We start from the raw sequence: 13358 nt of genomic DNA on the forward strand, positions 1-13358 counted from the left end.
GGCGCTCTGCCGGGCGCGTTATTCGTCACGCCCTGAGAGGTCGAGCGGAAACGGCCTGTCCTGCACGACCGTTTTCATGACCAGCGTTGAGCGAAGATGCTGAACGCCGGGCATCGCAGAGAGCTTCTCATCATAGAGTTTCTGAAAAGCCGGCAGGTCGCGGGTCACGACGTGCATCAGATAATCAGGATCGCCAAATAAACGCTGCGCCAGCACAATTTGCGGGATCTCTTCCACCGCCTCCTCAAAGGCGCTCACCGCCTTTCTGTCGCCCTCTTTCAGCGTCGCAAACACGATCGCCAGAAAGTTAAACCCCATTTTGGCGGGATCGAGACTGGCCCGGTATCCCGTAATGGCCCCGCTCTGCTCCAGTGCCCGCACGCGCCGGTGACACGGCGAGAGGCTCAGGTTCACCCGTTCAGCCAGCTCCGTAAGAGATAAACGGCCATCAGCCTGCAACTGCGCAAGAATTTTTCGATCAATGCTGTCCATGTGGAAGATTTTGTCAATTTCACCGTCTTTTGAGCATAACATTGAAAACTCATTTCGTCCGGATACCGATATGCTTTCTCTCTGTTGACGGGTGAAATTCTGGAGTTTTACAGACGATGGAAATGAGTATTGTGGCCGGGTTTTGGGTGGTGTCTTTCCTGCTCATCATGACGCCGGGCGCCGACTGGGCTTACGCCATTAGCGCCGGCATCCACGGGCGGCGCGTGGTACCCGCAGTGATGGGCCTCATGTCCGGGCATCTGCTGGCGACACTGATTGTGGTCGCGGGCGTGGGCGTCATGATGGCGCAACATCCGCTGGCATTATCCGGGCTGACGATAGCGGGAGCACTTTACTTGCTGTGGCTTGGTATCTCACTGTTACGCGCTCCTGGCGCACCGGAAAGCGCCACAACCTCGGCGGCAAACTGGAAACAGTGGGCGGTGAAGGGATTATGTATCAGCGGCCTTAACCCGAAAGTTTTTTTGCTGTTCCTGGCCCTGCTTCCACAATTTACTGACCCGACGGGAAGCTGGTCGGTTGCGATGCAGATGTCCGCGCTGGGCTTGCTACACCTCATCACCTGTACGCTGGTCTATCTGCTGGTGGGATACGGTTCAAAAGCCATCCTGGCCACCCGCCCGCAGGCCGCACGTCTGGTGAGCAGAGCATCAGGGGGAATGATGGTAGTGATTGCGGTGGTGCTGCTGTTTGAACAGATCAGATGAAAAAACACCGGCCATTGCCGGTGTGTTTCTACGCCCGAATATCGTCATATTCCCGCGTATTATCAAACTCATGTTTGGCAAACGGGCATAGCGGGATAATTTTTCGATTTTCACCGCGCATCTTCGCGACCACTTTTGCCACCAGCTGTTTACCCACACCTTGCCCTTTCAGGCTCGGATCCACATCGGTGTGCTCGATAATGCTCAGATGTTCACCGGTCGGTACGAAGACAATCTCTGCAACCTGGTTACCGTCAGCATCGTTGACGTAAAACTTGTTATGGCCTTCCAGAATATCCATGGTTCCTCGCTTATTTTTGGCGATACTTCAGCGCACCGCTCGGGCAGGTATCAATCACATGTACAACCGTTTCGACGTCCACTTCATCCGGTATAATCCACGGTTTACGTTTCAGGTTGAAGAGCTTAGCGCTCCCGCGCACGCAATTTCCTGAGTGTTTGCAGATCGCGGTGTTGAAGTAAACGTCAATTTTCTCTCCGGTATAGGCCCGGTAGCCTGCATCCAGTAGCGCTTTATCCACGACATTGCCTCTGTAATTATTCGGGTGCTGAATGAAGCATAGCCTTACGCGATCCTGATAGCTATAACCCCCAAAACGAAAAGCCAGGTCACAACTCTGTTTTCGCCAGATTGCATCCCCCATTTCCTCATGTCAGTCTGCGCAGACCGCTCTAATCAGACTCCCCGCATCAGGTCGTATGAAACGCAGACTCTCTTTTCAGGTAAAACTTTTTTTAGCGCTGGTGTGCTTCTCCTGCCTGCTGTTAGTTCTGCTGGGAACCATCCTGTTTCATTTTATTGACCGGCAATTGCATCACGATCTCGGCCAGCGCGCCCGGGTTCAGGCCAGCGAAATCGCGTTGATGCCGGGTCTGGCGGAAAACGTCGCGTCCAGAAATATCCCCGCCATCGCCCGTTTAATTCAGCCTATACGGGCCGAAAGTGATGCCAGTTATATTGTCATTGGCGATACCCGGGAACAGCATCTCTATCATTCAGAATCACCGGAGCGCATCAATTTACCGATGATCGGCGGGGATAATGCGGAGGTATTACAAGGCAAAACAATTATTTCGGTGCGTAAGGGTGGGATTGGGGTTTCACTGCGCAGCAAAGCGCCCATCTTTAATGCGCAGCATCAGGTGATTGGGATTGTCTCGGTCGGTTATTTGACGTCGTACATTGCGAATATCAATGCGCGTATTCTCTGGCAGTCCGGGTTATACGGTATGGGTCTGTTGCTGTTACTGTTTATTTTTTCCTGGTTGTTTACCCGCAATCTTAAAAAGCAAATGTTCCGCCTTGAGCCAAAAGATATTGCGCAACTGGTCTTACAGCAACGCGCGCTGCTGGAAGCAATGTATGAAGGGGTATTTGCCGTCAATGAAGAAAAGCAGCTGATTTTAATTAACCGTGCCGCCAGAGAGATGCTGGATATTCATCAAAGTGAGAAAGCGCTTATCGGCAAACCGCTGGAAGACGTTCTGCAAACGTCCCCCGGTTTTTTATCTCAGCGCTACGCCTCGGTTAGCCGCGGCAGCCACGACCAGATCGCGGTGCTTAACCAGCGCGAGGTGATTGTGAACCGCGTGGCGATTGAGGTTGAACCTGGTGTTGAAAGCGGTTGGGTTTATAGCTTTCGCGACAAGAATGATATCAACACTCTCAGCAGCCAGCTAAGCCAGATTAAACGCTATGCGGATAACCTGCGCATTATGCGTCATGAACAGCTGAACTGGACCGCCACGCTGGTGGGGTTGCTGCAGATGAAACACTATGACGAGGCGATCCGTTACATCCAGGCACAGTCAGAAGGGGCGCAGCGCGTGCTGGACTTCGTCTCAGCCCATTTTGTCTCGCCGGCCCTGTGCGGATTGCTGCTAGGGAAATATGTCAGCGCCCGGGAAAAGGGCGTTGAACTGCAATTTGATCCCGCCTGCCAGCTCACCCGAATGCCTGCCAGCATCACGGAAACGGAGCTGGTGTCGGTGATTGGCAATCTGCTGGATAACGCCGTTGACGCCACCCTGAAAGCCCCGGCTCCCGCAGCTGTTGAGCTCTACATTTCCGATCGCAACCAGGAGTTGCTGATAGAGGTGGCCGATCGGGGTTGCGGGGTGGATGAGGCGATGAAACCGCATCTTTTCCGCCAGGGGTTCAGCAGTAAGCCGGAAAGCGAGAACGACATTGTGGGCACAGAGCACGGTATTGGCCTGTTTCTGGTGGCAGGCTATATCAACAAGGCGGGCGGCAGCATTGAGATAACGGATAATGCTCCTCAAGGCACGATATTCTCTGTGTTTATTCCCAATCCACTCCCCGTTCGACAGGGCTAACGCATGACCACGACCCGAGCACTTGATGTTGTGATTGTTGAGGATGAGCCGCACCTGGCGGAACTGCATCGCGAGTATATCGAGCAAAATTTCCATTTGCGCGTGGTGGGCATTGCCGCGTCGATTGAGCAGGCGTGTAACCTGATACGCCAGCATCAGCCGAGGCTGATACTGCTGGACAATTATCTCCCGGACGGTAAAGGCGTGGCGTTAATCGATAACCCGCTCCTGAAAAGCTATGAATGCTCGGTGATCTTTATCACCGCAGCCAGCGATATGCAGACCTGTAGCCATGCCATGCGCAGCGGCGCGTTTGACTACCTGATTAAGCCTGTTTTTTTCCAGCGTCTGCACGCCTCGCTGGAGCGTTTTATGCGTTTCATCCACACCGTGCAGCAGGTGAAGGTTGTCGACCAGCATGCGCTGGATCGCCTGTTTAACCTCCCCGCCGCGGACGCCTCGCAGACCCCGTCCACAAAGGGTATTGAACCCCACACCCTGGACCGTATTAAGCGTTTATTTGCGGAACACCCCGAAAAAACAATGTCGGTGGAAGAGGTGGTGGAATACGTCGGGATCAGCAAAACCACGGGCCGCCGTTATCTGGAATACTGCGTGGAAAGTGGGTTAATCAGCATCGAAATGCTGTATGGCAATATCGGACATCCCAGAAGGCTTTACCGCAAAGCGGCAGAGAAAACGTAATCCGTAACCGTTCGTTTGCTAAGCGTCGCGGATTTTATGGTGTTAATTGCTGAAACGACGCTGACAATCACACTTCGGAACCGCAACCCGCGCCCCCCTATTGTCGGCGCGGAGCTATGCGCTATGTTGACAATTAGTTCCTCAAATGTAACTAAAAGGTTAACTATAATGTCGAACATTTTCCGAATTTCTCTGATTACCGCTACCGTACTGTGTTCTGCTTCCGCACTGTCTGCTTTGCCGCAGGGCTACCCTGCTGACTATCAAAAAATGGTCGATGCCGCGACCAAAGAGGGCAAAGTGGTGATCTACTCCACCACCGACACCAAAGCTGCCGGGCCGCTGATTGAGGGCTTCGAAAAAACCTATCCGGGCATCAAAGTTGAATATAACGACATGAACAGCACCGAGCTGTACAACCGTTTTATCAGCGAACAGGCCTCGGGTGGCGGAAGCGGCGATGTGGTCTGGAGCTCCTCCATGGACACCGGGCTAAAGCTCGCTACCGACTACGCCATGGAGTACAAATCACCGGAGCAAAGCCAGCTGCCGAAATGGGCGGTCTGGAAAGATAAAGCCTACGGCACCACCTATGAGCCCGTCGTGTTTATCTACAACAAACGGCTGATCCCGGCGGGCGACGTGCCTGATTCCCATGCGGCGCTGGCTAAGCTTATTGCCAGCCAGACGGATAAATTCAAGAGCAAAGTCACCACCTACGACATCGAAAAATCGGGTCTGGGCTTTATGCTCTCGGTGCAGGATCACAAGGCCGATCCTAACTACTTCAAAACCCTGGCCGATATCGCCAAAGGTGGCTTAGCCGTTCAGTCTTCAACCGGCACCATGATGGAGAGGGTGTCATCAGGGGAAAACCTGATCGGTTTTAATATCCTCGGATCCTACGCGGAAGCGCGCGCGAAGAACGATCCGTCGCTGGGGATCGCCTATCCAAAAGATTACACCCTGGTGTTATCACGCGTGTCGTTCATCAGCCAGCAGGCGCAAAACAGCAATGCCGCGAAACTGTGGCTGGACTACGTCCTGTCTGAAAAAGGACAAAGTATTCTGGCAAGCCAGGCGGATATCCCGTCCATTCGTAACGATATCGACGGCAAAAATGATATCGACGGCCTGACGAAAGTGCTCGGCAATGCGCTGAAACCTATTCCGGTTGATGAAAGCCTGCTGGAGTATCTGCAGCCGAAAAAACGCCTGGAGTACATCAAACAGTGGCGTACCGCCGCCGCCAAATAAGCGTCTGAGCGCGACGCGGGCCGTCGCGCTCCTGTTACCTGAGTTCGTTTTGCTGGGCTGCAACACCAGGGATACCCCATGAATACATTACGCAGAAAGTGGCAAAGCCTGCCGCGCGGTATTGTCGTGTTGATAACCGCCCTGGTTATCTACACGCCGCTGTCGTTTATCGTGATACAGAGCTTCTTGTCCGCCCCGTTCTTTTCACCGACAAAAGAGTGGAGCCTTGAATCATTTGGTTTTATCTTCACCGACCCTGATTTCTATAAGGCGCTGAAAAGCGGTTTTATTCTCGCTTTCGGGCTGGTCATCATCGCCATTCCGTTAGGGGGCGTGCTGGCCTTTCTGATGGTGCGTACCGACCTGCCCGGCCGCCGCCTGATTGAACCGCTGATCCTCGTGCCGGTTTTCGTGTCGCCAATGGTGCTGGGATTCGGCTACGTGGTGGCCGCCGGTCCGGTGGGCTTTTTATCCCTCTGGGCGCAGGCGCTGATTGGTTTCGTACCGTGGAATATCTACGACATGTCGAGCATCGTGGTCATTGCTGGCCTGACGCATGTTCCGCATGCCTATCTCTATATTTCGTCCGCGCTGCGAAGCGTCGGTTCCGATGTGGAAGAGGCCGCACGTACCGCGGGTGCGTCGCCGTTACAGGTGATGACCTCGGTCAGCCTGCCGATGGTGCGCCCGTCCATTTTGTACGCCATCGTTCTGCTGTTCTTCCTCGGTCTTGAAGTGTTTGGTCTGATGCTGGTCCTCGGCGATCCGGAAGGCAACATGGTGCTGGCAACCTACCTGTACCAGCTGACCAACAAGCTTGGTACCCCTTCCTACCACCTGATGGCGGCGGTTGCGGTGGTGCTTATCTGTATCACCATTCCGCTGGTCATGCTGCAGCGTCGCCTGATGCGCACCGCCAACCGTTTCGTGACCATGAAAGGCAAAGCGTCCCAGGCCCGGGCCTTACCTCTGGGTAAATGGCGCTGGGTGGCGGGCGCGGTGGTCGCCTTCTGGCTTACCGTCACGATCGGCGTTCCCCTGCTCGGCGTGGTATTGCGCGCGTTTATCTCAAACTGGGGCGTGGGCGTTTCGCTGTGGGACGAGCTTTCCCTGAGTACTTTTCGCACGATATGGGCGCAGCCGAACCTGCTGCGCGCCATCGTCAACTCCATGTCCATTGGGGTCATTGGCGGCGCGCTGGCCGTGGCGTGCTACCTGTTTGTCGGTATCGCCATGCACCGCAAACCGGACAATACCACGCGTTTCCTGGATTACAGCGTCCTGGTGCCGCGCGCCGTGCCTGGCCTGCTCGCGGGTCTGGCCTTTCTCTGGGTGTTCCTGTTCCTGCCAATGTGGCTGGATAACTCGCTGAAATCGGGCTGGCTTTCCGGGTTCGCCTGGAGCGACTGGATGCGTGAAAACCTGATTGTCTGGCTACGTTCACTGCGCAGCACCATATTCAGCGTCTGGCTGGCCTATACGGTGGTCTGGATGGCTTACGGGCTGAGACTCATCTCGTCCACCCTGCTGCAGGTTGCGCCGGAGCTTGAAGAGGCCGCCCGCAGTACGGGGGCTACGCGTGGCCAGATTACCCGCCATGTCACGATCCCGCTCTCCCGCTACGGCCTTATCGGTTCGTGGCTGCTGATGTTCCTGATTTTTGAACGCGAATATTCAACGGGTGTATACCTGCTTTCACCCGGCACGGAAACCATCGGCTCAATGCTGGTATCCCTCTGGGCCGCGGGAGCCATTGATATTGTGGCGGCGCTCTCTTTTATTAACATCCTGCTGGTGGTGGTAGGTCTGGGCATTGCCCTTCGTTTCGGAGTCAAAATACATGATTGAATTAGCGGTTAACGATCTGCACCTGACCTACGGTGACAATCCTGTTTTAAAAGGGGTCTCCATGAACCTCAACCGCGGCGAAGTGGTGTCCCTGCTGGGGCCATCCGGCAGCGGGAAAACCACCCTGCTGCGTGCGGTGGCGGGCCTGGAAAAACCGACTCAGGGCTCGATTATCATTGGCAAAAACAAAGTCTATGACGGCACGCCGCGCAGTGAGATCCCGGCGGAAGAGCGTAACCTGGGCCTGGTGTTTCAGTCGTATGCGCTGTGGCCGCACAAAACCGTTTTTGAAAACGTGGCCTATCCGCTCAAGCTGCGCAAGGTTCCGGCCAAAGAGATCCAGCAGCGCGTACAGGACGTGCTGGACCAGCTCGGGCTGGGCCATCTGGGCAAACGCCACCCGCACCAGCTCTCCGGTGGACAACAGCAGCGCGTGGCAATTGGCCGGGCGCTGGTCTACAACCCGCCGGTCATTTTACTGGATGAACCGCTCTCTAACCTCGACGCTAAGCTGCGTGAAGAGGCTCGCGTATTCCTGCGTGAGCTGATTATCAAGCTGGGCTTATCCGCATTGATGGTAACGCACGACCAGAATGAGGCGATGTCGATTTCCGACCGTATCCTGCTGCTTAACAACGGTAAAATCGAGCAACAGGGCACACCGCAGGAGATGTACGGCTCGCCGAAAACGCTGTTTACCGCTGAGTTTATGGGCAGCAATAATCGCCTGCACGGCAAGGTTACGGAAGTGCGCGACGGCAAAGCGCGTATCGAAGGCAAAGGCTGGGTGCTGTGGGGCCAGGCCGGTGAAGGGGTACGAAGCGGTGAAGACGCCACCGCGGTGATCCGCGTCGAGCGCGTGGCGGTGGTCGAGGGGCCGGGGGAAAACCAGCTGGCGCTCCCGTTACTGACCAGCATGTATCTCGGCGACCGCTGGGAATACCTGTTCCGCACGCAGGGGGATGATTTTGTCATTCGCGCCTATGGTCACGAGGCCCGGGACCCGCTGCACTGCCACCTTTCGCTGCCTGAAAAGCACGTGTGGATCTTCCCGAAAAACTAAATGTAAAAAGGCTGCGATAAGCAGCCTTTTTTATACCCGACATACTGCCTGCACACGGCAGCGAAAGCCTTACGTCATCAGCTTACCAGGCAAGACTGCCCGCGCTGAGTCAACGTCCATAAGGTTGTGACCGCCGGGATGAACGCAGACTGACCGGCGTTCAGCGTCATGGTGGCACCCTCGGCGTGGCTGAGCGTGGCACTCCCCTTCAGCACCAGCAGAATTTGCGCACGGTCTGTCCGGATGCTTTGCTGCTCGCAATGTTCAATGACGCTAAAGCGAAAATCCGTTACCGGGATCGGGTATTGCTGCATCCCCTCTTCCCGGTGCGGATGCATCCTGAGGCGGTCGGCTGGGGTTTCGTCAAACACCGTACAGCGCACCAATTCTGCCACGTTGATGTTCTTGGGGGTTAAGCCCGCACGCAGCACGTTGTCAGAACTGGCCATGACCTCTACCGCCGTACCGTTCACATAGGCATGTAGCGTACCGGCGCGCAGGAACATCGCCTCACCCGGCGCAAGCGTAATGCAGTGCAGATACAGCGGGGCCAGAGCCCCGATGTCCCCCGGGTAGTCTCGCAGTAGCCGTTCGATAAAGGGCGCTACCGGAGCAAACACCCCGCATGCAAGTCGCGCTTCAAGACACGTCAGCACGCCCTCTTTTTCCGCCGGCTCAAGCGCCATCAGACGCGTAAAAAAGGCCTTAAGCCCTTCAGCATGCAGGTTGTTGCGAAACAGCGACAGTGCGGACGTCAGGGCCGGGGCATCCAGGCGCAAAAAGTGATTAGCAATCTCCTGATACGGCCGGAAGCCGTTCATGGCCATAAAAGGCGTCAGGGCAAAAACCAGCTCGGGCTTATGGTTCGCATCGGTGTAATCCTCTCCGGGCAGGTTGCCCTGACGGGCGAACCCTTCTTCTGCCTGGCGCTTATTGGGATGTACCTGCAGCGACAGTGCGCGCTCCGCTGACAGCAACTTCAGCAGGTAAGGCAACTGCCCCGCAGTTTCTCCCGCGCACGCGCCCAACATCTCTGCCGGCCTCTGTGAAATAAGGTCCTGTAAAGAGCGTAACCCTGTATCGGTTTCAATCTCCGAGCAGCCTGCGGGGTGGCTTCCCATCCAGACCTCGGCCTGGGGTTGATCGTCAGGGTTGAGCAGGCCAAAAAGATGATTAAGCGCTACGCGACTCCCCCAGGCGTAATTTTTGATGCCGTTACGCATCCGGTAAAAAGGCTGACTCATTGCGTATCCTTTTCACATTCGCCAGGGGTGAAGCCATTTTCAGCCGCCAGCTGCGCAAACCACAACGCGTTACGTTTGATTTGTCGCTCCCCGGTGGCTAAATCCAGACGCCAGAAGCCATATCGCCGCTTGAAGCTGTTGATCCAGGACCAGTTATCAATGAAGGTCCATTGATGAACACCAAAACAGTTGGCGCCGTCAGCAATACCACGATGCAGCTGAGCCAGATGTTCCTCCATCAGAGCGATACGGAAGGTGTCATCTATCACGCCATCGGCCTGCACCGGCCCTTCGGACTGCAGATCCATCGCGATGCCAATTTCCGCCAGATACCATTTGATGTTGCCGTAGTTATCGCGAATATTGCAGGCAATGTCATAGATAGCTTCCGGGTGGATCTCGTTATTGTCGCGATAAGGGTTAAACCGTCCCTGAGGATCGATGTAATTTTCGAAATAAACTTCCGGCGTGAAGTAATCGAGCGCGTAAACGCTTTCCCGCGCTTTCACCCTTCTCGGCACATAATAATTCACCCCCAGAAAATCAATTCTCGACTGCAGGATCGTCTCCACATCCTGCCGTGAAACCTCTGGTAAGCAGCCGTTTGCGGTTAAGATTTCGCACAGTTCTTTGGGAAATTCATGTTTAACCAGCGGGTCGAGGAAGCTTCGGTTAAACAGCAGGTCGGCATACCAGGCCGCTTTTTTATCGGCCTCGCTGTCGCTGCGGGTATAAGAAGGCGTGAGGTTGAGCACGACACCAATCTCACCCGGCAAGCCCATTTCACGGTAGACATTCACCGCCCTGGCGTGCGCCAGCATAATATTAAAGGCGACCTGAGCCGCCAGTTTGCCATCTTTTTTACACGGATAATGGAAGTCATATAAATAACCGCCTTCCACCGGTACGATCGGCTCATTAAAGGTTATCCAGTATTTCACCTTATGGCCAAACAGCTCGAACGCGGTGCGGGCGAAGCGGGCAAAAAGCTCGGTTACGTAGGATGACTCAAATCCGCCATATGCTTTTTGCAGCGCCTCGGGCATATCAAAATGGTAAAGATTGATGATGGGCTCGATGCCGTTGGCAATCATTTCATCGAAATAATCGTTATAGAAGCGGACGGCGTCGCGGTTTGGCTGTCCGGTTTTGAAATCATCGATCAGACGCGACCACTGAATAGAGGTTCGAAACGAGTTAAACCCCGTTTGCTTCATCAGGGCTACGTCTTCTTTATATTTACTGTAGGTTTCACAAACGTGCTGCGGACCAATCTGCTGAAAAAAACGCTCCGGTTGTTCGGCAAACCAGCTGTCCCAGACAGAACGGTGCGGCTTATTGGCTATGCCTTCCGTCTGCGGACCTGATGCCGCTGCGCCCCAAAAAAAACCTTCCGGGAATTGATACCGGTTCATAACGCCTCCTGAATGAAAAAAGGGCTGCCCCGAACAGGGCAGCCAAATAACTACTCTGCAGTGACTTCAATTGATTTGATGAACATATATCCCCAGTCGCCAGAGAACTTGCCAAAGCTAATGGTGTTGTCCCCTGCCCTGAGCGTGACCGGTACGATCATCGTCTGGCCTTTCTCATCCGTTTGCGGGAATTCAATGCTCACCGGCGTTCCGCCGTTCACAATGAACGAGTTTTTCTTACTTCCCCATTTGCCGTTAAATTTCACGTGCAGGGCAAACTTACCGTCCCAGGGGGCGTTAACCTGCCAGGTCACGCTGTCTCCGTCATTGGCAAAAGGACCAAGGAAACCGTCTTCACCAATCGCTAACGTATCTTTATCGCTCTTGGTGATGTTCAGTTTCCCCTTGCTGACGTCCAGCGTTCCGCCGCCAAAATGACAGTAGTCCGCCGGCACGGGTCCCGCCGCGGCCTTCACGCTAACGTTTACCGTCTTGCTGCTTTTCAGCAGTCCATCGTCAGCGGTAAAGGTCAACGCATAGTCACCGGGAGCCGAGAACCAGGCACGGGTTTCCGCTTTGGTGCTGTCACAAAAGTGGACGTTATCCTTGCCTTCGTGATGCCATGCCACGCTGACCTTCGGCTCAGGCAGATTGTCATCCTGCCAGGCCGCGGTGAGCTGAACGCCTTTATCCACGGTGGTAGAGAGCGCATCCTGCAGAGTGATGACCGGTGGCAGGTTTTTCTTCGTATGCTCAAGGCGAATCACGTTTGAAGGCGCAGACTGACCGCTTTCGTTCTTTGCGATCACCCGGTAGTAGTAAGTCTGGCCCAGCGTCAGGCTGCGATAGTCATCACGGAAGAGATCCATTTTTGCCGGATCCCACTCATTTTTGCCGTCGGAGATATCCTGACCAACGCGGGTCCACGGGCCGTGTGGCTGAGTCGCTCTCTCCACATCGTAATAACGCCCGACGGGGGATCCCATCCAGTTAATGGCAAACGGTGAGTTACTCTCGCGCAGCTTAGGCGCTTCCGGGACCGGCAGAGCCGGCGCCTGGCTCAGCCCCGCCATTTGCGCCGAGGCGGTTCGCACCAGATTGACGACCTCCATCTCCTGGTTTGCTTTGCCCTCGACCGGGAAGCCAGGCAGGTGGTAGCTGTAGTGCCCGGTAAACTCTTTGTGCCAGTAAAAACCACCATCATGGCGATGACCACGGAAGCCCCAGATAAAGCCCCCCGCCGCCTGCGCGCCGTTGACCTCGGTATGCACAATGGCCTGCATGATAGTGTTAAGGTCTTTTTGATCGAGCAGACCAAATTCGCCCACCAGATAGACCTTTTTGCCGCCAATCGCCTCCAGATCTTTACGAACCTGCTCGGGGTGGTTGTTCTCGGCGTTGGTGTAATAGTGGTTACTGATGATGTCGACGTTCGGATCGTTGAGCGCGAAATCATTCACCTTTTTATAGGTACCATCGACGACAAGCTGATGGGGCGCCCACTTGCGGATCCAGGCCGACGTTTTCTGCAGGAAATCAGCATTGGTGTTTTCCAGCTCATTACCCGTTTCCCAGGCCATGATCGCCTTTTCATCGTAGTAATGGCGTCCCGTAATGGTGTTGGTACGGGTAATCACCTGACGGATCACGTCCTGATAAGCACGGTAGGTTTTACTGTCGGTTCGATAAAAATCTTCCGGCTTTTCATGATAAAACGCGGCCAGCTGTTCGCGTCCCCCCCACCACCACCAGTGGTCAATAAACGGCAGAATCAGGCGCAGCCCCTGCTTATCCGCCTCGGCAATCATATTGTCATACACTTTCATGGCCGTTTCATTCAGCCGCGGCATACCGTCCGGCGTTGCCGGTGCCAGAATATGTGTCTCACGTCCGCAGGCAGCATCATTTTCCTGCTGCACGGAAAGCACATATACGCGCTGTGCTTTAGCACCGGTTTGCACCAGCGCTTTGATCCAGTTCTCCTGCTCTTCAGCAGTCGGCCATCTAAAGTATTGCCCCCAGCCGCGCGGATCGGCCTTACAGGTTCCGCGCGCGTCATCTTCTATACGATGCAACTCCGGGGCGTGGATCCCGGCGAAGCGAAAGACGCGATCGCCATCTTTTAACGCTGCGCCATCGCGAGTAATAAAGTGTTCAAAATGGGATTGCTCGGCCGCCAGAGCCCCCGCGCTTCCCAGCGCGGAGAGTAAGGAAACGAGAAGCAGTTTTCGAATCGGGAAAGTCATCT

Annotated in this window: 12 protein-coding genes; 6 read left to right on the forward strand and 6 right to left on the reverse strand. The window is 55.0% G+C overall.

The features are described 5' to 3' along the window. Positions 1–18: 18 nt before the first annotated feature. Positions 19–492 carry an Lrp/AsnC family transcriptional regulator gene (locus tag ACMGG3_RS14055; protein ID WP_025203324.1) on the reverse strand — a complete coding sequence of 158 codons (474 nt, stop codon included), beginning with the start codon at positions 490–492 and terminating at the stop codon, positions 19–21. A 116-nt stretch (positions 493–608) separates the two neighbouring features. Here ACMGG3_RS14055 and ACMGG3_RS14060 point away from each other — a divergent pair, with 116 nt between their 5' ends. Beyond that, the gene (locus tag ACMGG3_RS14060) at positions 609–1220 is read left to right on the forward strand and encodes a LysE family translocator (protein WP_020883757.1); all 612 of its coding nucleotides are present in this window, start codon (positions 609–611) and stop codon (positions 1218–1220) included. Positions 1221–1248: 28 nt separating this feature from the next. Here ACMGG3_RS14060 and ACMGG3_RS14065 read toward each other — a convergent pair whose 3' ends face one another. Further along, the gene (locus ACMGG3_RS14065) at positions 1249–1521 is read right to left on the reverse strand and encodes a GNAT family N-acetyltransferase (RefSeq protein WP_014171484.1); all 273 of its coding nucleotides are present in this window, start codon (positions 1519–1521) and stop codon (positions 1249–1251) included. Positions 1522–1531: 10 nt separating this feature from the next. Next, the gene (yjdI, locus tag ACMGG3_RS14070; RefSeq protein WP_020883756.1) at positions 1532–1762 is read right to left on the reverse strand and encodes a 4Fe-4S mono-cluster protein YjdI; all 231 of its coding nucleotides are present in this window, start codon (positions 1760–1762) and stop codon (positions 1532–1534) included. 178 nt (positions 1763–1940) lie between these two features. Between yjdI and ACMGG3_RS14075 the strand changes: the two genes are divergently transcribed. The 5 genes from ACMGG3_RS14075 (at position 1941) to ACMGG3_RS14095 (ending at position 8451) form a co-directional block, all read left to right on the forward strand. Beyond that, the gene (locus ACMGG3_RS14075; RefSeq protein ID WP_414149261.1) at positions 1941–3578 is read left to right on the forward strand and encodes an ATP-binding protein; all 1638 of its coding nucleotides are present in this window, start codon (positions 1941–1943) and stop codon (positions 3576–3578) included. 3 nt (positions 3579–3581) lie between these two features. Next, positions 3582–4283 carry a response regulator gene (locus tag ACMGG3_RS14080; RefSeq protein WP_414149262.1) on the forward strand — a complete coding sequence of 234 codons (702 nt, stop codon included), beginning with the start codon at positions 3582–3584 and terminating at the stop codon, positions 4281–4283. Positions 4284–4451: 168 nt separating this feature from the next. Beyond that, entirely contained in the window at positions 4452–5540 is a 1089-nt protein-coding gene (locus tag ACMGG3_RS14085; protein WP_020883753.1) for an ABC transporter substrate-binding protein, read from the forward strand. 78 nt (positions 5541–5618) lie between these two features. Further along, on the forward strand, positions 5619–7388 hold the full coding sequence (locus tag ACMGG3_RS14090) for an ABC transporter permease (protein WP_414149263.1): 1770 nt from the start codon (positions 5619–5621) through the stop codon (positions 7386–7388). Then, on the forward strand, positions 7381–8451 hold the full coding sequence (locus ACMGG3_RS14095) for an ABC transporter ATP-binding protein (protein ID WP_219372393.1): 1071 nt from the start codon (positions 7381–7383) through the stop codon (positions 8449–8451). Before ACMGG3_RS14090 ends, ACMGG3_RS14095 begins: the two co-directional genes overlap by 8 nt. A gap of 77 nt (positions 8452–8528) precedes the next feature. Here the strand turns inward: ACMGG3_RS14095 and manA are convergent, their stop codons facing one another. Genes manA through ACMGG3_RS14110 form a run of 3 tightly spaced genes read right to left on the reverse strand, consistent with a single transcriptional unit; the run spans position 8529 to position 13356 of the window. Beyond that, complete coding sequence (manA, locus tag ACMGG3_RS14100; RefSeq protein ID WP_232947221.1) at positions 8529–9695, reverse strand: mannose-6-phosphate isomerase, class I; 1167 nt, start codon at positions 9693–9695, stop codon at positions 8529–8531. Then, positions 9692–11110 carry a glycoside hydrolase family 1 protein gene (locus tag ACMGG3_RS14105; protein WP_032678911.1) on the reverse strand — a complete coding sequence of 473 codons (1419 nt, stop codon included), beginning with the start codon at positions 11108–11110 and terminating at the stop codon, positions 9692–9694. The genes manA and ACMGG3_RS14105 overlap by 4 nt, the downstream gene beginning before the upstream one ends. Positions 11111–11160: 50 nt before the next feature. After that, complete coding sequence (locus tag ACMGG3_RS14110) at positions 11161–13356, reverse strand: CBM35 domain-containing protein (protein ID WP_414149264.1); 2196 nt, start codon at positions 13354–13356, stop codon at positions 11161–11163. Between the last annotated feature and the right edge of the window lie 2 nt (positions 13357–13358).

This window comes from Enterobacter sp. BNK-18 (assembly GCF_047456135.1).
Lineage (GTDB): Bacteria > Pseudomonadota > Gammaproteobacteria > Enterobacterales > Enterobacteriaceae > Enterobacter > Enterobacter ludwigii.